We start from the raw sequence: 20,412 nt of genomic DNA on the forward strand, positions 1-20,412 counted from the left end.
TGGCATAATCGTATCCATTATTTACATCTACTAGATTGCGGCTTTGCGTGCCACCTGATCAACGTCACTCATCAGGAGGTGCTGTCGTGAAAGTATTGATTGTCTTCGCCCATCCGGAGCCGCGCTCGTTGAACGGCGCGCTGCTAGACGTCGCTGTCAGGGAACTCAAGCGGCTCGGGCACGACGTGCAGGTGTCGGATCTCTATGCTCAGGGCTGGAAGTCGGAGGTCGGCAGAGGGGACTTTCCGTCGCTCGGGCAAGGTGAACGGCTCAAGCCGGCCGCGGCCTCCAAGCAGGCTTTCGAGGCGAGCACGTTGACCAGCGACGTGAAAGCCGAGATCGAAAAGCTGTTATGGGCGGATGTCCTGATTCTGCAGTTTCCGCTGTGGTGGTTTTCGACGCCGGCGATCCTCAAGGGCTGGGTCGACCGGGTGTTCGCCTACGGGTTCGCGTATGGGGTCGGCGAACACAGCGACAAGCGGTGGGGCGATCGCTATGGCGACGGGACTTTGAAGGGCAAGCGCGCGATGCTGGTCGTGACTGCCGGTGGATGGGAGGAGCACTATTCCGATCGCGGCGTCAACGGGCCGATCGACGACCTGCTGTTCCCCATCAATCACGGCATTCTCTACTATCCCGGCTATGAAGTCCTTCCGCCCTTCGTGGTCTATCGCGTGGACCGGCTGGACGACGCCGGTTTTGCACCTGTTGCCGAAGAATTGCGTGAGCGGATGCGCGCGCTCGCGACCACCGCGCCCATTCCGTACCGGCGACAGAATGGTGGCGATTACCTGATCCCGAGCATGCAACTCCGCGCCGGGCTAGAGGCTCCCGGCACAAGCGGATTCGCACTTCACCTCGATCGCGGAGGTCATAGCGAGCAGGAGAGTAGGCCCCAAGCGTCGGGCTCGTCCCTCGCCTCATCGGGCCGCGGCAGCTTGGCTTCCGGCGAATTGGCTAGCTGATACGGGGAACAACCCATTGGGTTCGCAGTTCTTTTGGCGCCGCCGGCCTGAGTGCCGTTGGGCGCCTCAGGGCCCAGCTAAGCCAGGCGACACGGCGGCTCGTACCATTTTGCTCCATGGAGGATCTGGATATGAAAGCTACCTGTGTCATCGCTTGGCAGTCGATCAGTCCCACTCACCTCCGTGGGTCCCCGCGGCTGCGTCTTCCCTCTGGCCGCTTGTTAGAGCTCAAGAGCGGCGATGGCTTCTGAGGGAGGGCAAGTCATGTCAATCAAGTCAGCCCTCCCTGCCATCCATTCGGAAGCCGGGTTGTCCCGGTATCTGCAAGAGATCCGTAGCTTCCCGCTGCTCGATGCATCCGAAGAAGTGATGTATGCAAGGCGGCTTCGGGATTCCGGGGATCGCGAAGCTGCCTACCGTCTGGTGACGAGCCATCTGCGATTGGCCGCCAAGATCGCGCTGAAATATCGGCGCTATGGATTGCCCATCGCCGACCTCATCTCGGAAGCCAACGTCGGATTGATGCTGGCCGTCAAGCGGTTCGACCCTGAGAAGGGATTTCGCCTGGCGACCTATGCCGCCTGGTGGATCAAGGCGTCCGTGCAGGAGTTCGTCCTGAGATCGTGGTCACTCGTCAAGCTCGGCACAACTGCAGCGCAAAAAAAGCTGTTCTTCAACCTTCGAAAGTTGAAGAGACGCCTTGGTGCGCCGGACGATGGCGAGCTTTCGCCGGAGCAGGTGAAGCAGATCTCTGAACATCTTCAGGTTAGGGAAACCGACGTCGTCGAGATGAACGGCCGGATCCGTGGCGACATGACGCTGAACGTTCAGCTCAGTGACGAAGAAGGCGAGCAATGGCAAGACAGGCTCGCCGATTCATCTCCTGATCCCGAAACCCAGCTTGTGGAGACCGGAGACCGTGAACGGCAGAAGGCCGCACTCTCGGAGGCGCTGAGTGCGCTCTCTCCGCGAGAACGCACCATCGTCGAAGCCCGTTACATGGCAGAAGAGCAAAGCACGCTTGACGATCTGGCTAATTCCTTCGGGATTTCTCGCGAGCGTATCCGCCTGATCGAGCAGCGTGCGTTGAAGCGCATCAAGAGGATGATGTGCGCACACCTTCCGGATCTTGAGGCTGCTTCAGCAGGCGCATCTAGAAGCTGAACACAGAAACTGCTGGCCGGCTGCTGATCGATGGATCGGCAGCCGGTGCAGATATCAGGCACGATGGCTTCCGCTGAGAAATCACTGTCTTTGCGGCCATCGGACCTTGTTCTTGCGGGCTTGCCGCGCGGCTGGTCGCTTTGATTGCTGACAAACTGCTTAACGGCGGCGTCGGAGCTTCGCACTGGTCGCGACGAATCCGCTTCTTTCGCCTGCAGCGAAACCACCATCCCGAGTAGAGCAGCAAGTACCAATAAAGTCCGCATCTCTGGTTATCCTCCTTTCGAAGATGCTCCAATTTGCTGCGCAGAGTTTGCTCTGCCGCCGAGAAAACATCTCGGTTTGATGATCTCAGTTTTCAACGTGCGGCGAGCGATTCTGGACGCTGGGAAAGCTCTGCGGGTGCGAGCTGCGAGCGATAGCGACAGCCGGCGGCCTTCGTCGCAAAAATTTTCTTCCTCCCTCTTGAAAGTAGATCCCTCGCTCCTAGGTGCTTTTTCGCCCGGGGGCCGGTTACGGACCCGGATTTTGGACATCGCTGAACCTACCCAAGGAGGATGTGCATGCATTTCCGTCCCTTGCACGATCGCGTGCTCGTGCGACGTCTCGACGCCGAAGAGAAAACCGCGGGCGGCATCATCATTCCAGACACAGCAAAGGAGAAGCCACAGCAGGGCGAGATTATCGCCACTGGCCCCGGCGCACGCAACGAACAGGGCCAGCTCGTTCAACTCGACGTCAAGCCCGGTGACCATGTTCTGTTCGGAAAGTGGTCTGGTACAGAGGTCAAGATCGACGGCGAGGAATTTCTGATCATGAAGGAAAGCGACCTTCTGGGTGTCATCGACAAGGCAGGCACCGTCAAGAAGGCAGCGTAGCGCGCTGACAGTCATAAGAGGAAAGGAGAGATCAAAATGGCTGCCAAGGATGTGAAGTTCGCAACCGAGGCCCGAGAGCGTATGCTGCGGGGCGTCGAGACACTGGCAAACGCGGTGAAGGTCACACTCGGTCCGAAGGGGCGCAACGTCGTGATCGAGAAATCGTTCGGTGCGCCGCGCATCACCAAAGATGGCGTAACCGTCGCCAAGGAGATCGAACTGGAGGACAAGTTCGAGAACATGGGCGCGCAGATGGTGCGCGAGGTCGCCTCGAAGACGAGCGATGCCGCCGGTGACGGCACCACAACGGCCACCGTGCTTGCCCAGGCCATCTTCAAGGAAGGCAGCAAGTCCGTCGCCGCCGGCATGAATCCGATGGACCTGAAGCGGGGCATTGATCTGGCGGTCGACGCCGTCGTTGCCAACCTGAAATCACACGCCAAGAAAATCACCTCGAACGACGAAATCGCCCAGGTAGGCACAATCTCGGCCAATGGTGATAGCGAGATCGGCCGCTTCCTGGCCGACGCCATGAACAAGGTCGGTAATGAGGGCGTGATTACAGTCGAGGAGGCCAAAAGTCTGCACACCGAGCTCGAAGTGGTCGAGGGTATGCAGTTTGACCGCGGCTACATCTCGCCATACTTCGTCACGAACCCCGAGAAGATGCGCGTCGAACTCGAGGATCCCTACGTTCTGATTCACGAGAAGAAGCTGTCCGGCTTGCAGACCATGCTGCCGCTGTTGGAGCAGGTCGTTCAGTCCGGTAAGCCGCTCCTGATCATCGCAGAGGACATCGAAGGTGAAGCGCTCGCGACATTGGTCGTCAACAGACTGCGCGGCGGATTGAAGGTCGCGGCCGTCAAGGCGCCTGGCTTCGGCGATCGTCGCAAGGCCATGCTGGAGGACATCGCGATCTTGACCGGCGGCAATGTCATCAGCGAGGACCTCGGCATCAAGCTGGAAAAGGTCACAGTGAAGATGCTCGGGCGCGCCAAGAAGGTGGTCATTGACAAGGACAATACCACCATCGTCGGCGGCACGGGCGCCAAGAAGGATATCGAGGCGCGCGCCCAGCAAATCAGGCTTCAGATCGAGGAAACGACCTCCGACTATGATCGCGAAAAGCTGCAGGAGCGCCTCGCCAAGCTCGCCGGAGGCGTCGCGGTGATCCGTGTCGGTGGCGCGACGGAGGTCGAGGTCAAGGAACGCAAAGACCGTGTCGATGATGCGATGCATGCTACGCGCGCGGCGGTGGAGGAAGGCATTCTCCCTGGCGGCGGGGTAGCCCTTCTGCGTGCCCTCAAAGCGCTTGACGGCATCAAGACCGCCGACGCGGACCAGAAGGCCGGCATTGACATTGTTCGCCGCGCCATCCAGGTGCCGGCTCGGCAGATCGTGCAGAACGCCGGCGAGGATGGCTCACTGATTGTCGGCAAGCTTCTGGAGCACCAGAGTTACAATTGGGGCTTCAACGCGGCGACTGGCGAGTACGAAGACTTGGTGAAAGCCGGTGTGATCGATCCCGCCAAGGTCGTCCGCACCGCCTTACAGGACGCCGCGTCGGTCGCATCGCTGCTGATCACGACCGAGGCACTCGTGGCCGAGAAGCCGAAGAAGGCTGAACCAACTCCGGCCGCTCCCGCCATGGACTTCTGAACGAGAGAGCCCGGCCGATCAAGGCCGGGCTCCACCGATGAGAGGAGAGAAGACCGCTTCCAAAGATGGAGTGTCCCATGAACAAGTCTAATCGTCGTCGGCTCAGGATGAGGCAGGACGCGATCCACTGGTTCATGTTCTACCTGAGTTTTGTCACCATTGCCTGGATCTGTTTTCGAACGATTGGAGGAGTATAGATGCTGAGCCATCACCATACGTTCTCCGCCCGGACGGAGACCAACCGCAATCTGCGGCGACGCCTGCTCGCTCTAGTAATGGGCAGCGCAATGTCCCTGACCGCCTTCGGTGCTTACGGCCTAGAAAGCCCGCGGGGAGCCGAGGCCACACAGCGTGTGTTCACTGGACTGCCACTGCTGCCAATCCCGTATCTCGATACGATGCCGTGGTTGAAGTGGCAGCCTGCGGCGGCAACGATGAAGATCGACATCTTGCTGCCGCCGACATCCGCGCCGACGGGTATTTGGCCGCAGCCGACGCCCCATCCCGCCGGACTGGCGGCAGCAAGCTGAATGTCGGTGAGCGGCCTGCAAAGGCCGCTCGCTACCTTATGCAAGGTCGTCAAGAGCGAGCGACAATCATGTTTGAAGCGAATTCGGCGAGGCATTCCGTGCGCGGGAGCTCCGATGCAGCCTCAAGCACAGCAGTCGAGCTTGGCGTCCGCGACTTCCTCATCCGAGGCTGTCAAAAGGTGATCGGTCACTACGAGCGCCTGCTCTCAACTGCGAGGAGCGAGCAAGAGCAGCAGCTCTATCAAGCCCGGATTGAGCGAGAGCAGCGAGTGATGGATGTCCTACGCGAGGGCGCTCACCCGGATCGCTTGGCCGCGTAGTCGCTGAGCTGCCGGGCGAGGCATCAGAAAAAAACGCACAGCCTCTTGAACTCATGAGTGTCAGTTCTAATTCGTTTCTCGACCGCCAGTGCGGTGTGTCGAGCGCCAGGCGGGGCTCGGCACGAGGCGCTGGACTGGGGGGCTCGACGATAATCGAAACTCCGATCCTGCCTTGCGTCGTATCCATATTGCTCTTTGGAGGACTTGGCTATGAGGACACTTGATTTCGCGCCACTTTGGCGCACCACGGTCGGCTTCGATCATCTGGCTGACCTCGTCGACGGCATGTCGCGCCAGCCGACTGAGGACAACTACCCGCCGTACAATATCGAGCGGTCCGGCGAGGACCACTATCGAATCACGCTGGCGGTGGCAGGCCTCGGTGCCAACGATATCTCCGTGACGGCCGAGCAGAATGCTCTCACGATCGAAGGAAGGAAATCCGATGGTGTTGCGCGCGAGTATCTGTATCAAGGTATTTCGGCGCGACCGTTCCGGAGAGTCTTCAGTCTGGCCGACTACGTTCAGGTGAAGCAGGCATCCTTCCAGGACGGCCTCTTGGTCATTGATCTCGTTCGAGAGATTCCGGAAGCGATGAAGCCGCGCAAGATCCAGATCGGAAGTGGAGCAGCTGCTTCGTCGCAGATTGAGCAGAAGAAGGCCGCTTAGTAGCCTCGATCCATGGACGGGCGATTCGCAACGGAAGTTGCTCTCTGTCCTATCTCATCTCAACATGGGTGGCGACGTCGACTACGCCGCCACCTAAATCTCGAGCACCATCCCTTAGAAAGGAGTGTGTAGGGAGGCGAGCCATGACTAACGTAAAAATCGACGGCGGTGGTCTTCACCCATTCCTCCATCCCGCCGCTCACTACGTTTCTCCGGCGGAAGTCCTGAATGACAAGGAGCTCTCGACGCCTGAGAAGCGGATCATCCTGTCCTCGTGGGCGTCGGACATGTACGCCGTGGAATCCTATCCCGACCTGCGGGAGGTCCCCGGGACTGGGCACGCTGTGAAGTTGGCGGACATACTGGCAGCGTTGCGGCAACTCGACGGAGACGGCGATGATGATCCACCCCCTGGCGGTGGCGTCCCCATGCGGCTGCGGCGGCCCTGGGCCGCCGCCGCACAGCGGAGGGCGCTGTGATGGTCACGGAAGCCGTTCTAGCCATCGTGCTGCTTGGCCATGCCGCAGCAGTCTGGGCAATTCCGCTCCTAGCATTGGAAGGAATGGTTCTGCCTGTGATTGACGATCCGACAAGCATGCAAGGGTGATCGGAATGTTGGATCAGCGAACAATATTGGCATGGCTTCTGGTTGTGGCGCTATTCGCGGCTTCACCGGCTACAGCCCAAGTGCCGGACCTGAAGACGGGTGGTTCTGTGCCAACATTGGCGCCCGTGGTTCGACAGGTGACGCCGGCGGTCGTGAATATTTCCGTGCACGGCCGTGTTCGCGAGGACAATCCACTTTACCGCGATCCGTTCTTTCGTGAGTTCTTCGACATTCCCAAGCAGGTCGAGAAGGAAATCAATTCGACGGGTTCGGGCGTCATCGTCGATGCCAAGCGCGGCTATTTGTTGACCAATAATCACGTTGTCGAAGGCGCTTCAGTCGTTCAGATAACGACCAAGGATGGCCGGCAGCTATCTGCGAAGGTAATCGGGCGCGATGCGCCGACTGACGTCGCAGTGCTGCAGATCCCAAACCCTGCCGACCTTCAGGGGCTTCCTTTCGCCGACAGTGATGCGCTTGAAGTCGGGGATTTCGTGCTTGCGATCGGAAATCCCTTCGGACTCGGCCAGACCGTTACGTCCGGGCTCGTCAGTGCGCTGGGTCGGACTGGCTTGAGCAAGGAAGGCTACGAGGACTTCATCCAGACCGACGCTGCGATCAATCCGGGAAATTCCGGCGGCGCATTGGTGAATCTTCGTGGCGAGTTGGTCGGCATTAACTCTGCGATCATTTCGCCCGGCGGAGGGAATGTCGGGATCGGCTTTGCAATTCCCGCGAATATGGCCCGGCTCGTTATGGAGCAGATCGTAGATAGAGGATACGTTGAGCGTGGCCGCATTGGCGTTTTACTGCGCGAGCTCCAACCGTCGACGAATTCTCGCCGCAACGAAGGGGCAGTGATCGCGGAGGTCGCGCCAGACTCTCCGGCTGAAAAGGCGGGCTTGCGCAAGGACGATATCGTGGTCATGGCAGATGACCGTCCGATCCGCACCGCGTCGCAACTTCGGAACAAAATTGGCCTAGCACGCATCGGTCAGGATGTGAAGCTTACCATCGTGCGGGGCGGCCAAACCAGTTCCGCAGTCGTGAAAGTAGCTCCGCCCGTCCAGGCAAGCAGCACATCCACTCGTCTGTTGCGCTGATGCAAACGGGTTCAAGACAACGGCTTCGCACCGACGGGTATCTGCCGGTCATGCAAGACCATTTGCTATTAAGACTATTCTTCTGCCCCTAGGGAAGCCATCTAACTTGCTCAATCTTGTAACTCTTCTCGCCTCCTGGAGTCTCGACGGCTACGACTGCGCCTTGGGACTTGCTTATCAACGCCCGTGCGAGAGGTGAGCTGACTGAAATTCTGCCTCTGGCCGCATCGGACTCCGGCTCGCCGACGATATGGCAAATTCGCTCCTCGCCCGTATCCTGATCCGTCAGCGTGACCGTCGCGCCGAATTTGACGATTTCGCCGGAGAGCTTCGAGACATCGATGACCTCTGCGCGTGCAAGTTTGGTTTCCAACTCGGCTATGCGAGCCTCGTTGAGGCCTTGCTCGGTCAGCGCGGCCTGATACTCCGAATTCTCAACAAGATTAGGTTCGTCCGCGATCGCGTGCTGAATACGCTCGGCAAGATGGGGCCGCGTAATTCGTATGCGGGTGGCTAATTCGTTCTGAAGAGCCGCATAACCGGACGCGGTCATAGGGAGAGTTGGCATCGTATTCGCTACCGGGTTTCCTAAGAGCGCTGCCGAGAGCCGAGAACGGCCGCGCTGTTATCCGCCGGCCGACGCGAACTCGGTGCTATTCGGTTGGCAACTATGCTGAACATCGCCTGTTCCAAGGAGCGCCTGTGCCACGGCGATCGTCCCTGCGCTGGACGGATTGCTCCATTGCGATCCCTCTTAGCGTCGGAGGAACTGACCTTCCGGTCGTGAGTTTTGCGCGTGTCCAAAGCGGACTCTGGCACGCTCCCGGCCGAGCGCCTCGGAGTGTCGCCTTCGCTGCATTGCGACAATGAAGATAAGGTGTCGATCAATGTACCAGCATCCCGAACTCACACCTTTGATGACAAGCGTGGCAATGCTCCTGACGCGAAAGCAGCACCTGATCAGCCGCCTAGAAGAAGAGCCAGGTCCAAGGGAGCGCGAGGAGATCGAACGTCTTCTCGAAAAAATAGATGCCGAACTGGACGCGGTTGATAGCCCCGATAAGCTTTGAGAACCGCGGAAGGGAGGAGCGATCTATGCCGATCAAGCCGGATTCCGACTTGGGCGGTGCCACTCAAGATGAGACGGCATATCTCGAATCGCTGATCCGCCAGGATTTCGAGCAATGCCATCCCGGCGAGACTCTTGACGATTTCAAACGGCGAGCCTCCTTTTCCAGGGAGGACAGAGGATTGTTGCGAGATTGGATGGCGATTGCGGCGAGCCGTGCAGCGGCTGCGCGGGCCAAGAGGAGCGACTTCAACTCGGCGGCGTAGTCCCGAGCGCGTCTTCTCGGAGATGAGGGATTGATTTCGATCGCCAGCGTTCTTGGCCAAGACTTGCCCTAATAACAATAAAATGAGGATGGTCCTACCGGCTCACCATGCCAGGCAGTTGGCTCTTGATCCCCCTCATGATGAAATTCACGGCGATTGCCGCGATGATGAGAGCCATTACACGGGTCATAATGTTGATGCCGGTTCGGCCCAAGAAGCGTTCGATCGCAGCAGCCATCCACAAAGTCAAACCGATCAGTGAGGTCGCGAGGACGGCTGCGGCGGCCAAGAAGGCCTTGCCAAGCCATCCTGGGTTATCGTTCGAGAGGGTGATCATGATGCTCAACTCGGCCGGCCCCACCAGCAAGGGAAACGCAAATGGCGTGATGGCCAGGCCATGTATGAACTTTCCATACTGTGCCTGAAACATTTCGAATGCGATCACCAGAACGAGCAGCCCACCGGCGATCCGGAAGTCATCGAGCCCCACATTGAAGAAGGCCAAGATCTCCTTCTCGAACATCGCAGACCCAATGAAGAAAACGGCTACTGCCGCGCAGGCCAAAACGATGATCCGGTGGGTCTTCACCACGCCGGCGCGCCCAGTCATTGGCAGGAAAACCGGGATGGCTCCGACCGGGTTCGTCAGGGCATAAAGAAGCATGATGGTGCCGACAAACTGATTCCAAGCCACAGTCTTCCGAGTCCCTTTGCTCTGGCCTGCCGAGCAGCTGTCGTGCTCAGAGATTTCGTGGGAGCCGGGTAACTCCAACCTCTTATTCGGGTTCCGGCCCGCGGCAGTTTCAGTGGCTTGACAGAACGCCGGAAATTCGTACGAAAATACCCTCCAGGAAGATGTTTGCAGCCATGGTGCCTGCTCAAGGGCTTTGGCCCTGTCTTCGCGCAAACCACGCCAATCACATCCAGCCATGCCAGCCGGGCAGAACGACGCCTGCTGGCCGGCGCGCGCTTGGACATCCGGAAGACAAATGAACATTCCTGAAGGCAGCACCAAAACGCAGGCAATCTCTACGGGCATCGCCGGCTTCGATGGCATTCTCGATGGCGGATACGCATCGCACCGCGTGCACTTGATCGAGGGCCAGCCGGGAACCGGCAAGACCACCCTGGCCCTGCAGTTTCTTCTCGACGGCGTCTCCAGGGGGGAGCGCTGTCTGTACATCACGCTCTCCGAAAGCAAGGACGAACTGCGGCAAGTAGCCGAAACCCACGGCTGGGATCTCGATGGGATCGAGATTTTTGAGCTCGTCCCGGCGGAACTCAGCCTCGACCCCAAGCAGCAACAGACCGTCGTCTATGCCTCTGACCTTGAGCTTGGCGAAACGACGAAAATGACCTTCGACGAGGTGAGGCGGGTTGCACCTAAGCGGGTCGTTTTCGATAGCCTCTCCGAAATTAGGCTCCTGGCGCAAAATCCGCTGCGATACCGCCGGCAGGTCATTGCTCTGAAGCATTTCCTGGCCCAGGAGGGCTGCACCGGGTTGTTTCTGGACGACCTTACCGATCAGGCCGACGATCTCAATCTGCACAGTCTCGTCCATGGCGTCGTCAGGCTTGAGCATAATGCGCTGCAATATGGTGCGGAGCGCCGCAGGCTGCGCATCTTCAAGATGAGGGGGCGCAGCTTCCGTGGTGGCTTCCATGATTTCGTTATCCGCAAGGGCGGAATAGTTCTGTTTCCCCGGCTGATTGCGTCCGAGCACCTCGATGGCAAGCCGCCGGCAGAACCGCTCCTGAGTGGTATCAACGAGCTGGATCAATTGCTGGGAAGTGGTCTCGACCGGGGCACGAGTACCCTGCTCATGGGGCCGTCTGGCTCCGGCAAATCATCCATCGCCATGCAGTTCGTGATGGCGGCGCTCGCTCGTGGTGAGCGCGCCCTCTTTGTGACCTTTGATGAGACCAAAGCAATCCTGATGAAACGTGCAGCGGGCATGGGCTGGTACTTGGATCAGCCGATCGCATCGGGGCAGTTGGTGCTTGAGCAAGTCGATCCCGCAGAGCTTTCCCCCGGAGAACTCACAGGGATGGTTCGCCGGCGGGTCGAGACGGACAATGTCCGGGTAGTGGTACTGGACAGCTTAAGCGGATATCAGAACGCCATGCCTGCCGAGCAGTTCATGCTGCTCCTCATGCACGAAATGCTGACCTATCTGAACCACCGCGGTGTCGTGACGATCCTGACCCTTGCGCAGCACGGCCTTGTCGGGTCGATGCAATCAAGCGTCGACCTCACCTATCTGAGCGACGCGGTCTTGCTGTTGCGCTTCTTCGAAGCTGCTGGAAAAATTCGCCGCGCGATCTCGGTCCTAAAGAAACGCACCGGACGCCACGAAGACGAAATTAGAGAGTACCGGCTAGATAATCGCGGAATTCGCGTCGGGCCGCCGCTGGCGGAATTCCAGGGCGTGTTATCAGGCTCGCCGATCTATACCGGCCAGCACGGCGCGCTACTTACGGCAGCTACCAATGGACGGTCGTGAGAAGAGCCAAAGCGGCCCGGTACTTGTCCTAGCGCCGTTTGGCGTGACGCCAGGGTGGTTTGTTCGGCTCTGCGCGACGTCGGCATTCAGGCGTTAGAGCAGTCGAGTCTTTCCGAACTGGTGTCCAGCTTGAGTGATGCTGCCGCCGCCGTCATTGCAGAGGAAGCGCTCGTTCACGAGTATCGTGGCGCCTTGGCTGATTGGATCGCCAATTAGCCGCCATGGTCGGATTTTCCTTTCGTGCTGCTAACGCTGAGAACCGGCAACAATGGCCCGGCTCTTACCGAACTCATCGATCTGCTTGGACACGTCACGGTCCTCGAGCGACCATTGGCCGCCACCTCTCTCAAGAGTGCGGTGCTCGCAGCAGTGCGCGGTCGCAGGCGGCAGCGACAGGCTGAACAGTATCTGAGGCAATTGAAGCAGCTGGCCGACACGCTCGAGCGGCGCGTGGAAGAGCGAACCGAGCAGCTCTCGGAAGCGAACAAGCGGCTGCGAGACGAGATGGTGGAACGAGAGCGCACCGAAGTCGCGCTGCGTCAGGCACAGAAAATGGAGGCTGTCGGACAGCTGACAGGTGGAATTGCGCACGACTTCAACAATCTCTTGATGGCAATCATCGGCAATCTTGAGCTGATTGCCCGGCGGGTGGAGGACGAACGCGTTCAGCGATATGTCCGGAATGCCATGCATGGAGCGCAGCGCGGGGCCAAGCTCGTCGGGCAGCTGCTGACATTCTCCCGCAAGCAGCGGCTCGCGCCGGAGCCCGTGGACGTCAATCAGCTCGTGGGCACCGTTGCAGAAATGTTGTCCAGAACCTTGGGCGCCTCTATTCGAGTTGATGTCGTCACGCACAAGGACCTTTGGCCTGCACTGGTCGACGCGACCCAACTGGAATTGATGTTGCTCAACCTCGCGATCAACGCGCGAGACGCGATGCCCGAGGGTGGCCTTCTTACGATAGAGACAAACGTTCTCCACGGCGTCCCGGAGGGTCTGCAAACCGAGCTCAAGCCAGGTGAGTATGTCTCGATCGCAGTGAAAGACACCGGCACTGGAATGCCTCCGGAAGTCCTGGCCCGAGCCTTCGATCCATTCTTCACGACCAAGGAGCCCGGTAAGGGAACGGGTCTCGGATTGTCGCAGGTCTACGGATTTGCCCGCCAGTCCGGCGGGACAGCGAAAATTGAGAGTCAGGTTGGGCGGGGAACGGTTGTGCGAATACTCTTGCCCCGATCGACCGATGTAGTTGTAGGAGGCGAAGATCGCCAATTGAGTCCTCCAAGTGTGGGAGCAAGGGAGCACATCCTTGTTGTGGACGACGATGCCAGCGTGCTCGAAACGACACGGAGCATGCTTGACGATCTCGGGTACCAGGCGATCGCGGCTGACAATCTGGATGCTGCGTTAGCAACCCTTTCTCATCAAGCCATCGATTTGGCGATTATCGACCTCGCGATGCCTGGCGTCTCGGGGCTGGACGTCGGGCTTGAACTTCAACGGCAGCAGCCCGGCCTGCCGGTCGTGTACTGTAGCGGCTCCAGATCTCATCGAAGAAACCGGCAAACGTATGAACGGCAGTGTGCTCCTCAGCAAGCCGTTTTCCTCGCGGGAACTCTCAGCCAAGATCGAAGCGATGCTACACACAAAAGCCAGCTACTAGTCTGCTTGAGCCAGACGCACGCGAACGCAACCGAAATTGGAGTGGACTCAATCGATACCGGTCCGCACCATCGCGCGAGCCAGCTCGAGTTCGCTGATGGCTTGGCGCAGCGATCGACGGGCAGCGTTCTTGTCTCCGTTCGCACAGGCCGCTTTCAGGCCCTTGATGTGCTGAGCCGCGATCTCCGCGTGCGCAGCGACATCTGCCGCGCCTGCAAAACTGGATTTCCGCTTTGTGTCCATGGTCGGGCACATCCCCCGGGACGGTTGCTCTAGTAGAAGCACGACGGGAGCGGAGGCCGCTCCCGTCGATTCTGTCATTTCGAGTTGATCGCGATACGCTTCACCTTGGATTCTGCTTGCGGCAGCTTTGGCATGGTGACAGTCAGCACTCCGTTCTTGAACGCAGCAGAGATCTTGTCCTGGTCCACGTCTTCGATCGGGATGCGCCGTTCAAATCTGCCGTAGTACCGCTCGCTGAACCGGCGATCCTTGTCTTCCGTCTCAGTCTTCTTCTCTCCCTTGATCGAGAGAACGCCATTGGCGAGTTCGATCTGGACGTCTTTCTCGTCGAGACCTGGCAACTCTGCCGTGACTTTCACGTCCTTCTCGCTCTCGTTGACCTCGATGCTCGGCCAATTCATCGACTGCTCGAGAAAGCTGCCGCCAAATGGCGCGACATCGAAGCCGCGGAAGACATCATCGAATAGCCGGTTCATCTCCCGGTGCAGGGTTAGAACCGGGTTGTAGTTTTCGGAGCGACGGGTGGTCACATCACGACCGCGGCCCCAAGGGATCAGATCAGTGATAGCCATAGTGCTTCTCCTTTTCTTTTGTTCCAAAGCTTCGCGACGCGGCGAAGCTACGCCGCAGAATTCAATTGTGAGCAGGTGGTGTTATGCCGCCTGCTTGTTCTCACCTTGCTGGTGATCATCACCTGTGCTGATCGCAATCTGGCGCGGCTTCATCGCCTCGGGAACCTCCCGAACCAGATCGATCTTGAGCATGCCATTCTCGAACGAGGCGCCCTTCACTTGCACGTACTCGGCCAGATTGAAGGTCCGTCGGAACGGGCGCGAAGAGATGCGTTGATAGAGATATTGATGGCTGCCCTTTTCGGCCTTGCGACCCTCGACAGTCAGCGTGTTCTGCTCGGCCGTGATGGAGACCTCGTCAGGCCTGAAGCCGGCAAGAGCCAGCGAGATTTGGTAGTGGTCCTCACCGACACGTTCGATGTCGTAGGGCGGGTAATTGTCCCCGCTGGTCCATCGGCCGGAGTCGTCCTCGAGAAGGTCGAACAGACGATCGAACCCGATCGTCGATCGCCACAAGGGGGCAAGATCAAGCGTGGTCATAGCCATATCCTCCTTTGAGCAACATGGATAAGAGCACCCCGGACACCTGCCGGATGCCCGCTGACCGGGCCCTGTACCGGGCGCCCGATCGTGCCGTGCAATTGCTGCGCGGCTATCCATGAAATTAGAAGCGTGTCGTGTCGTTTCAAGGCCTTCCAGGCACCTGCGAGAAATTGCGGTGTCGCACCCATGTCTTTGTTAAGCCCGGCTCAGGCGAATCTGGAAGGGGTTCCTATCGTCCTGCTGCGCCTCGGCCGGTCCCTCGAAGCTTACCTGAAGTGAGAGTGACCATGGCCCAAGCAGCCCCTGACTCGACGAAGTTCCTCAAGGCATCGGAGATCGCGTGGCCTTCGGCGGCGATGCGACGCTCGAGTTCGCGCGCAATATCCTCTGGCCTCTCGCGACCACCCCTCGATCGGATGAACGCGACGACGCGAAGGACTTGATCGTATTGGTCGGCGAGCAGGCCGCCGATCAGCGTGGAGTAGGTGACAACTTCGCCAGTCTCGCGAAACGCTGCGCCGTCCCGGAACTCCTCCAGGACCAAGTAGAAATCCTTATCGAGCCGGTCGTTCGGAATGATCGAAGGGAAGGCCATACGCAAGAACGCCAGTGGCCGGAGTCCAACATAGGGTGGGCGCGGCGAGAAGGCGAACTCGGACCTCGCATGCGCTAAGGGAAGGCGGAGAGAGGGCCCCGGCCTGCCGAGGCTTGGGGGGTATGGCCGGGGCCGCTCCGCCAGCTCGGTCGGCGAACCGGCGAGTCCACAAGCTCGTACGGCGGCGTTCGTTCCTCGCTCGTCTAGGCGGTTGACCAGCCGTAGCATCTATTGGAACGAAAGCAACATGCGTTGATTGATCGGCCTAGATTGGGCGGATCAAATGGCGCGCTACTACTTCGATTTGGTTGATCAAGATGGCTTTGTGGTTGATGAGGAAGGCTTGGAGTTCACGGACATGGAGGGAAGCCACCCAAGCCATGGCCGATGCGGCCCGAGAAAGCTTGCAGCGCCCTTTCAAGCCCAGCGAAGCCGCCATTGAGGTGCGCGACGATCTCGGGCCGGTCATGCGGGTGCGCTTCAGGATCGGGATAGAACGCCTGAGGAAGCAGTGAGGCCTCACTCGGTGTCCCGTTCGTCTTGACCCTGGTGCTGTCCTAATTGGGACACCCGCAGATTAGATTTAGGACATTGTATCATTTGAGACTCCGCGAGTGAATCCCGGGCGGGACGCTATCAACCGGCGTCCGGCATGAGCCGGTGCGTCGGGCGGTCTCGGTGCGTCTCGGTCCAGCCCCGGAGATGCCCGGGGCCGTTCGCACCCGCAGAGGGAAATTAGGATACCTACATTGCGGATCGGCCAGCTTACCGAGGCATCGCCTAATTAGGGATATCGCCCGAGCTCCCTCGACACGGTGTCATCCGCCTGGATCAGTTGCCTTCAACCGGCTTCGTGCCGAATGCCCCGTCCGACGTGGTGCAATTGCCGGCACCAGCGTCGGTGCCTCACCCGCGATGCGCAACGCGAAATAGGCAATCGTGGCCTGAAGACCGTCCTGCAGTGCGACGCGAGGGCGCCATCCCAATAAGCGCACGGCGGTATCGATGACCGGCTTGCGGCGTTTTGGATCGTCTTTCGGCAGCGCTTCGAAGCGGAGAGGCGAGACCGATTCCGTATGCGTCAGGACCTCTCGGGCTATGGCCTCTATAGTGACCTCGTGCGGATTGCCAAGATTGCAGGGGCCGGTCACCGAGGCTGGGCTCTCCATGAGCAGCTGGAGGCCGCGCACGAGATCATCGACGAAGCAGAAGCTCCTCGTCTGCGTGCCGCCGCCGTATATAGTGATAGGCTTGCCGCGGAGCGCCTGCACGATGAAATTCGAGACGACACGGCCATCGTTCTCCAGCATGCGCGGGCCGTAGGTGTTGAAGATACGCGCGACCTTGATCTCAGTCCCGCACGTGCGGTGGTAGTCGAACATCAGCGTCTCGGCGGCGCGCTTGCCCTCGTCGTAGCAGGCCCGCGGTCCGATCGGGTTGACGTTGCCGAGATAGGATTCCGGCTGTGGATGTACCTCCGGATCGCCATAGACCTCGCTGGTGGAAGCCTGCAAGACGCGGGCGCCCTTCCGGTACGCAAGTTCGAGCAGGTTGATGGTGCCGAGTACGCACGTCTTCATCGTGCCGACCGGATCCTTCTGGTAGTGCCGGGGCGAGGCGGGACAGGCTAGGCTGTAGATCCGGTCGATCTCGCCACCGATCTCGATCTGCTCGCGCACATCATGCTCGATGAAGCGGAACTTCGGATGGTTTAGCAGCGGCCTGATATTGTCGATGCTACCCGTAAGCAGATTGTCGATGCAGATCACCGCGTTGCCGCGCTGCAGGAGCGAATCGCAGAGATGAGAGCCGATGAACCCGGCGCCGCCGGCGATCAGCACGGTTGGCGAGTGGCGAAGCGTGGGGATACGGGTCTGCAGTGTCATGGCAAGCACCTTCAGAGTTCGGCGACCTGCACAGGCCGATTGGCCTGACGGGGCGCGGATTTGCGGTGGCGTCGCGCGGCTGCTTCGGCGTAGTAGGCCTCCAGCTGGCGGGCTCTGTGCTCGGACGTGTGAACGGAGAGGACGCGCCGGCGCGCGTTCTCCGCGATTGCGCGCCGGCGCTCTTCGGGCATATCGCGCAGGATCTCGATGACGTCGCGCGGGGTTGACGCAAGAAGAATTTCCCGCGACGGCTCGAAGATCGTCTCGATCCCTGGCCATCGATCGGAAATCACGGGCGTGCCACAGGCGGCCGCTTCAAACAGCCGGACGCTCGGCGAGAAGCCCAGCACGCGCATGTCGGCGCGGGTCGCATTCAAAGTGAACCGCTGCTCCGCGTAGAACATCGGGTGCTGCTTCGGAGCCAGATGCTCGATCCGCAAGACATTTTCGGGCCACTGGATACCTTCAGGAAATTGCGCGCCAGCGACCGCGAATTGCTCCGACGGCAGCGTTCGCGCCGGCGACAACATCAATTGATCAAGGATGGGTTGCCGGTCCTCGCTGTAGGTTCCGAGATAACCGAGCGCCCATTTCGTCTGCGCCTGTTGCGGTGCGTATGTATAGGTGTCGGCGCTACAATAGAGAACCCGTGCCATCGGGCTGCCGTAGCGCTGCTCGATCATCTCCGGCACCGGACCGCCGGCGAAGGATAGATAGAGGTCGAAACGCGGGATCATCGCGGCGGACAAATAGTCGAGGCCCTGGTCGAGCCGGGCCAGCGTCACCGGCGTGTCGATGTCGTAGAAGGCGGTGAGTCCTCGCGCCTGACTCGTGATCCATTCAGAGATGGCGATGCCATCCGGCACATAAGACCCGATGATGATGAGATCGGCGTCTTTGACCAACTTTCCGAAGCGGCGAGGGACATCCTTCAGCGACTGATAGAGCTCGACCGTCCACGACAACGGCTTGGTGAGATCGCGATGCTCGCGATACCAGGCAGTGTCGCGTTCCAGGAACGTAACTTTGTGGCCTCGCCGCGCGAGCGCCTCGATCAGGGCGCGATAGGTCGTGGCATGACCATTGCCCCATGACGATGTGACCGAAAGACCGACGACGACGATGCTGAGGTTCATTCTGCTGCCTCGATTCGCGAGCCGTCGCGATCAGCGAGAGAATGACCACCGGATAGCCGATCACCGGCCGGCGCGCGAATGTTGCCAGGATCGCCGAGACCATTCCCGTACCGGGAATGAAGATGATGTAGACCTCGGGATGGCCAAAGAACCAGAACAGATGCTGCCAGAGCAGGGGATGTCCGCCCGACGAGGAATCGTAGAAGCGCGTGTTGACGAGACGGTCGAGGATCAGCGAGGTCGATGCGACCATGATCGCGGGCATCGCGAACATCACCAGGAACGCCGTGACCAGCATCGCCCAGACGAAGAGAGGGATACGGTCGAGCGTCATTCCGGGCGCGCGCTGCTTGAACACGGTCACGACGATCTCCACGGAGACCGCGAGCGCCGCGACCTCGGTGAAGGTGATCATCTGCGCCCAGACGTCAGGCCGTTTCGTCGGCGTGTACTGCAACGAGGACAGGGGAACGTAGGCGAACCAGCCGACATCAGGCCCGACATTAAGCGCGAAGGAGATCCAGAGGAAGCAGCCGCCGAACACAAACATCCAGTAGCTGAACGCGTTCAGGCGCGGGAAGGCGATGTTCCGCGTTCCGACCATCAGCGGCACTAGATAGACGGCGAATGCCTCCATCACCGGCACGGCGAACAGGAACATCATCGTCGAGCCGTGCATCGTGAAGATCTGGTTGTACTTGTCGGCCGACAGGAACGTCTTCTCTGGTCCGGCGAGCTGAATGCGCATCAGGATCGCAAGGATGCCGCCAAGAAGCAGGAACGCGAATGCGGTGACGATGTAGCGTCGGCCGACGACCTTGTGGTCGACCGACATCAGCGCGCCGAGCAGGCCGGACGGCGTACGCCAGATGCTGTCGAAGCGCGCGGACAGCTCCAGGCCGCTCAACCCGTCGTCTCGCAACTCGCGTTGTTCAGCCACCACGGTCACTTGAGCTGCTCCAGATAGTGAAGGATCGCGATGAGCTCATCCGATTGCAGCGGCATCTTTGGCATATAGTTGCCAGGCTTGATGTGCTGGGGGTCGGCGATCCAACCGCCGAGCGTGGCCGGTGTCATCGGCAGCGTTCCGGCTGCGATTGTCGTCCGGCTGCCGACGTGGGTTAGATCGGGACCGAGCTGCCCGCCGGCGAGCGTGCCGCGGATGGTGTGGCAGAGCGCACAGCCTCTTGCGCGGAACTGCTGCTCGCCCTGCTTGCCGAGCGGGTCGGTCGGGCTGCTCGCACTCTGGTTCTCGTGGTCGCGCCAGCGGCCGAATTCGTCCGCCGATAGCGCCAGCACGGCGAACGCCATATGGGCATGCTGAAGGCCGCAGAATTCGGCGCACTGCCCGCGATAGACGCCGGCATTCTTCGCCGTGAATTGCAGCTCGTTCTTCTGCCCGGTGATGAGATCCATCTTCCCGGTCAAGCTGGGGACCCAAAAGCTGTGGATCACATCGGCAGACTCCAGCTCGACCTTTACGGGCTGGCCGGTCGGAATGCGGATCTCGTTTGCGGTGACGAAGCTCTTGTCGGGGCTGTCGTCTTCGTAGCGGACTTCCCACCACCATTGATGGCCGATGATCTTGAGGGTGAGGGCGTTCTCGTCCTTGGCGAAGACGGTGCGCTGACCGGCATAACTGACGATTGAGAGCCCAAGCACGATGACAAGGGTAGCGACGCCCAAGGCAAAGACGACACGACCGGTCGTCTGTTCAAACGAATGATGCAGCGCGAGCGGTTGGTCGGCCGCACGCTTTCGGCGCAGCATGCCCACACAAAGACCGATCAGGACGGCGATCCAGACGACGGCCCCGACGATCAGGAAGATTAAGAAAGTCCGGAGGATCTGGTCGGACTGAAGCCCCTGCGGATCGAGCGCGGACTGCCGGCCAGCGCAAGCGGCCAGCGGCAACGTCGCAAATGGCACCAGAGCCGTTCGCATCCGGACGGGCATCGATGTTCGCCGTGCTCCCCTGTTGCAGGGCGAACCGGTCAATCCTATGAAGGTTCCTATCGCACCGATCGGGCTGGTTCATTGC

21 protein-coding genes and 1 pseudogene are annotated in these 20,412 nt (G+C 59.9%); 13 read left to right on the forward strand and 9 right to left on the reverse strand.

Annotated elements, in window-relative coordinates; all coding sequences use genetic code 11:
- The first annotated feature begins 86 nt into the window (after positions 1 to 86).
- The 8 genes from AAFG16_RS14235 to AAFG16_RS14270 all read left to right on the forward strand — a co-directional run bounded on the left by AAFG16_RS14235 (position 87) and on the right by AAFG16_RS14270 (position 7,895).
- On the forward strand, positions 87 to 965 hold the full coding sequence (locus AAFG16_RS14235) for an NAD(P)H-dependent oxidoreductase (protein WP_342739519.1): 879 nt from the start codon (positions 87 to 89) through the stop codon (positions 963 to 965).
- A gap of 264 nt (positions 966 to 1,229) precedes the next feature.
- Positions 1,230 to 2,129: an RNA polymerase sigma factor RpoH gene (gene rpoH / locus AAFG16_RS14240; protein ID WP_342739520.1), complete on the forward strand. Its 900-nt coding sequence runs from the start codon at positions 1,230 to 1,232 to the stop codon at positions 2,127 to 2,129.
- Positions 2,130 to 2,692: 563 nt separating this feature from the next.
- A complete protein-coding gene (gene groES, locus AAFG16_RS14245) occupies positions 2,693 to 3,007 on the forward strand; it encodes a co-chaperone GroES (protein ID WP_342739521.1) in 315 nt (104 codons plus the stop codon).
- Positions 3,008 to 3,043: 36 nt separating this feature from the next.
- On the forward strand, positions 3,044 to 4,666 hold the full coding sequence (gene groL / locus AAFG16_RS14250; protein WP_342739522.1) for a chaperonin GroEL: 1,623 nt from the start codon (positions 3,044 to 3,046) through the stop codon (positions 4,664 to 4,666).
- Positions 4,667 to 4,863: 197 nt separating this feature from the next.
- Positions 4,864 to 5,196, forward strand: a complete 333-nt coding sequence (locus AAFG16_RS14255) for a hypothetical protein (protein ID WP_283085097.1) — start codon at positions 4,864 to 4,866, stop codon at positions 5,194 to 5,196.
- Positions 5,197 to 5,726: 530 nt separating this feature from the next.
- The gene (locus AAFG16_RS14260) at positions 5,727 to 6,185 is read left to right on the forward strand and encodes an Hsp20 family protein (protein WP_283086880.1); all 459 of its coding nucleotides are present in this window, start codon (positions 5,727 to 5,729) and stop codon (positions 6,183 to 6,185) included.
- Positions 6,186 to 6,328: 143 nt separating this feature from the next.
- Positions 6,329 to 6,664 carry a hypothetical protein gene (locus AAFG16_RS14265; RefSeq protein ID WP_283085098.1) on the forward strand — a complete coding sequence of 112 codons (336 nt, stop codon included), beginning with the start codon at positions 6,329 to 6,331 and terminating at the stop codon, positions 6,662 to 6,664.
- A 133-nt stretch (positions 6,665 to 6,797) separates the two neighbouring features.
- On the forward strand, positions 6,798 to 7,895 hold the full coding sequence (locus AAFG16_RS14270) for a trypsin-like peptidase domain-containing protein (RefSeq protein WP_342739523.1): 1,098 nt from the start codon (positions 6,798 to 6,800) through the stop codon (positions 7,893 to 7,895).
- 88 nt (positions 7,896 to 7,983) lie between these two features.
- On the opposite strand, the gene greA is transcribed toward AAFG16_RS14270, so the two are convergent.
- Positions 7,984 to 8,463 carry a transcription elongation factor GreA gene (greA, locus tag AAFG16_RS14275; protein ID WP_342739524.1) on the reverse strand — a complete coding sequence of 160 codons (480 nt, stop codon included), beginning with the start codon at positions 8,461 to 8,463 and terminating at the stop codon, positions 7,984 to 7,986.
- A gap of 319 nt (positions 8,464 to 8,782) precedes the next feature.
- Between greA and AAFG16_RS14280 the strand changes: the two genes are divergently transcribed.
- Positions 8,783 to 8,965 (forward strand): hypothetical protein, encoded by a 183-nt coding sequence (locus AAFG16_RS14280; RefSeq protein WP_035730668.1) that lies wholly within the window; start codon positions 8,783 to 8,785, stop codon positions 8,963 to 8,965.
- A 25-nt stretch (positions 8,966 to 8,990) separates the two neighbouring features.
- On the forward strand, positions 8,991 to 9,230 hold the full coding sequence (locus AAFG16_RS14285) for a hypothetical protein (protein ID WP_342739525.1): 240 nt from the start codon (positions 8,991 to 8,993) through the stop codon (positions 9,228 to 9,230).
- Positions 9,231 to 9,324: 94 nt separating this feature from the next.
- Here the strand turns inward: AAFG16_RS14285 and AAFG16_RS14290 are convergent, their stop codons facing one another.
- Entirely contained in the window at positions 9,325 to 10,269 is a 945-nt protein-coding gene (locus AAFG16_RS14290; RefSeq protein WP_342739526.1) for a MarC family protein, read from the reverse strand.
- Between AAFG16_RS14290 and AAFG16_RS14295 the strand changes: the two genes are divergently transcribed.
- Positions 10,220 to 11,734 carry an ATPase domain-containing protein gene (locus AAFG16_RS14295; RefSeq protein WP_342739527.1) on the forward strand — a complete coding sequence of 505 codons (1,515 nt, stop codon included), beginning with the start codon at positions 10,220 to 10,222 and terminating at the stop codon, positions 11,732 to 11,734. The two genes, AAFG16_RS14290 and AAFG16_RS14295, sit on opposite strands and share 50 nt — an antisense overlap.
- 240 nt (positions 11,735 to 11,974) lie before the next feature.
- Positions 11,975 to 13,672 (forward strand): ATP-binding protein, encoded by a 1,698-nt coding sequence (locus AAFG16_RS14300; RefSeq protein ID WP_342739528.1) that lies wholly within the window; start codon positions 11,975 to 11,977, stop codon positions 13,670 to 13,672.
- A 41-nt stretch (positions 13,673 to 13,713) separates the two neighbouring features.
- Here AAFG16_RS14300 and AAFG16_RS14305 read toward each other — a convergent pair whose 3' ends face one another.
- From AAFG16_RS14305 to AAFG16_RS14315, 3 genes are all read right to left on the reverse strand, one after another.
- The gene (locus AAFG16_RS14305) at positions 13,714 to 14,211 is read right to left on the reverse strand and encodes an Hsp20/alpha crystallin family protein (RefSeq protein WP_283085106.1); all 498 of its coding nucleotides are present in this window, start codon (positions 14,209 to 14,211) and stop codon (positions 13,714 to 13,716) included.
- A gap of 81 nt (positions 14,212 to 14,292) precedes the next feature.
- Positions 14,293 to 14,751, reverse strand: a complete 459-nt coding sequence (locus AAFG16_RS14310; RefSeq protein ID WP_342739529.1) for an Hsp20 family protein — start codon at positions 14,749 to 14,751, stop codon at positions 14,293 to 14,295.
- A 232-nt stretch (positions 14,752 to 14,983) separates the two neighbouring features.
- Positions 14,984 to 15,349: a hypothetical protein gene (locus AAFG16_RS14315; protein ID WP_283085108.1), complete on the reverse strand. Its 366-nt coding sequence runs from the start codon at positions 15,347 to 15,349 to the stop codon at positions 14,984 to 14,986.
- Positions 15,350 to 15,729: 380 nt separating this feature from the next.
- On the opposite strand from AAFG16_RS14315, the gene AAFG16_RS14320 reads away from it, so the two are divergent.
- Positions 15,730 to 15,864 carry a hypothetical protein gene (locus tag AAFG16_RS14320; protein WP_283085109.1) on the forward strand — a complete coding sequence of 45 codons (135 nt, stop codon included), beginning with the start codon at positions 15,730 to 15,732 and terminating at the stop codon, positions 15,862 to 15,864.
- Between the two features lie 303 nt (positions 15,865 to 16,167).
- On the opposite strand, the gene AAFG16_RS14325 is transcribed toward AAFG16_RS14320, so the two are convergent.
- The 4 genes and pseudogenes from AAFG16_RS14325 to coxB form a co-directional block, all read right to left on the reverse strand.
- Complete coding sequence (locus AAFG16_RS14325; protein ID WP_342739530.1) at positions 16,168 to 17,235, reverse strand: UDP-glucuronic acid decarboxylase family protein; 1,068 nt, start codon at positions 17,233 to 17,235, stop codon at positions 16,168 to 16,170.
- Positions 17,236 to 17,246: 11 nt separating this feature from the next.
- Positions 17,247 to 18,371: a glycosyltransferase gene (locus AAFG16_RS14330; protein WP_342739531.1), complete on the reverse strand. Its 1,125-nt coding sequence runs from the start codon at positions 18,369 to 18,371 to the stop codon at positions 17,247 to 17,249.
- A 22-nt stretch (positions 18,372 to 18,393) separates the two neighbouring features.
- Positions 18,394 to 19,293 (reverse strand): annotated as a pseudogene (locus AAFG16_RS14335) (cbb3-type cytochrome c oxidase subunit I); the annotation flags it as partial.
- A gap of 23 nt (positions 19,294 to 19,316) precedes the next feature.
- Positions 19,317 to 20,327, reverse strand: a complete 1,011-nt coding sequence (coxB, locus tag AAFG16_RS14340) for a cytochrome c oxidase subunit II (protein ID WP_342739532.1) — start codon at positions 20,325 to 20,327, stop codon at positions 19,317 to 19,319.
- Positions 20,328 to 20,412: the final 85 nt, after the last annotated feature.

Source organism: Bradyrhizobium sp. B117, assembly GCF_038969555.1.
Taxonomy (GTDB): Bacteria; Pseudomonadota; Alphaproteobacteria; order Rhizobiales; family Xanthobacteraceae; genus Bradyrhizobium.

Bases quoted from the DNA above. Each gene is read 5' to 3' on its own strand.
- AAFG16_RS14290 (WP_342739526.1), bottom strand. From the start codon at position 10,269: ATGCCCGTAGAGATTGCCTGCGTTTTGGTGCTGCCTTCAGGAATGTTC.
- AAFG16_RS14285 (WP_342739525.1), top strand. From the start codon at position 8,991: ATGCCGATCAAGCCGGATTCCGACTTGGGCGGTGCCACTCAAGATGAG.
- rpoH (WP_342739520.1), top strand. From the start codon at position 1,230: ATGTCAATCAAGTCAGCCCTCCCTGCCATCCATTCGGAAGCCGGGTTG.
- AAFG16_RS14320 (WP_283085109.1), top strand. From the start codon at position 15,730: ATGGCCGATGCGGCCCGAGAAAGCTTGCAGCGCCCTTTCAAGCCCAGC.
- AAFG16_RS14325 (WP_342739530.1), bottom strand. From the start codon at position 17,235: ATGACACTGCAGACCCGTATCCCCACGCTTCGCCACTCGCCAACCGTG.
- AAFG16_RS14315 (WP_283085108.1), bottom strand. From the start codon at position 15,349: ATGGCCTTCCCTTCGATCATTCCGAACGACCGGCTCGATAAGGATTTC.
- AAFG16_RS14280 (WP_035730668.1), top strand. From the start codon at position 8,783: ATGTACCAGCATCCCGAACTCACACCTTTGATGACAAGCGTGGCAATG.
- AAFG16_RS14295 (WP_342739527.1), top strand. From the start codon at position 10,220: ATGAACATTCCTGAAGGCAGCACCAAAACGCAGGCAATCTCTACGGGC.
- AAFG16_RS14260 (WP_283086880.1), top strand. From the start codon at position 5,727: ATGAGGACACTTGATTTCGCGCCACTTTGGCGCACCACGGTCGGCTTC.
- AAFG16_RS14305 (WP_283085106.1), bottom strand. From the start codon at position 14,211: ATGGCTATCACTGATCTGATCCCTTGGGGCCGCGGTCGTGATGTGACC.
- groES (WP_342739521.1), top strand. From the start codon at position 2,693: ATGCATTTCCGTCCCTTGCACGATCGCGTGCTCGTGCGACGTCTCGAC.
- AAFG16_RS14330 (WP_342739531.1), bottom strand. From the start codon at position 18,371: ATGAACCTCAGCATCGTCGTCGTCGGTCTTTCGGTCACATCGTCATGG.
- AAFG16_RS14270 (WP_342739523.1), top strand. From the start codon at position 6,798: ATGTTGGATCAGCGAACAATATTGGCATGGCTTCTGGTTGTGGCGCTA.
- AAFG16_RS14255 (WP_283085097.1), top strand. From the start codon at position 4,864: ATGCTGAGCCATCACCATACGTTCTCCGCCCGGACGGAGACCAACCGC.
- AAFG16_RS14265 (WP_283085098.1), top strand. From the start codon at position 6,329: ATGACTAACGTAAAAATCGACGGCGGTGGTCTTCACCCATTCCTCCAT.
- coxB (WP_342739532.1), bottom strand. From the start codon at position 20,327: ATGCCCGTCCGGATGCGAACGGCTCTGGTGCCATTTGCGACGTTGCCG.
- groL (WP_342739522.1), top strand. From the start codon at position 3,044: ATGGCTGCCAAGGATGTGAAGTTCGCAACCGAGGCCCGAGAGCGTATG.
- AAFG16_RS14310 (WP_342739529.1), bottom strand. From the start codon at position 14,751: ATGACCACGCTTGATCTTGCCCCCTTGTGGCGATCGACGATCGGGTTC.
- greA (WP_342739524.1), bottom strand. From the start codon at position 8,463: ATGCCAACTCTCCCTATGACCGCGTCCGGTTATGCGGCTCTTCAGAAC.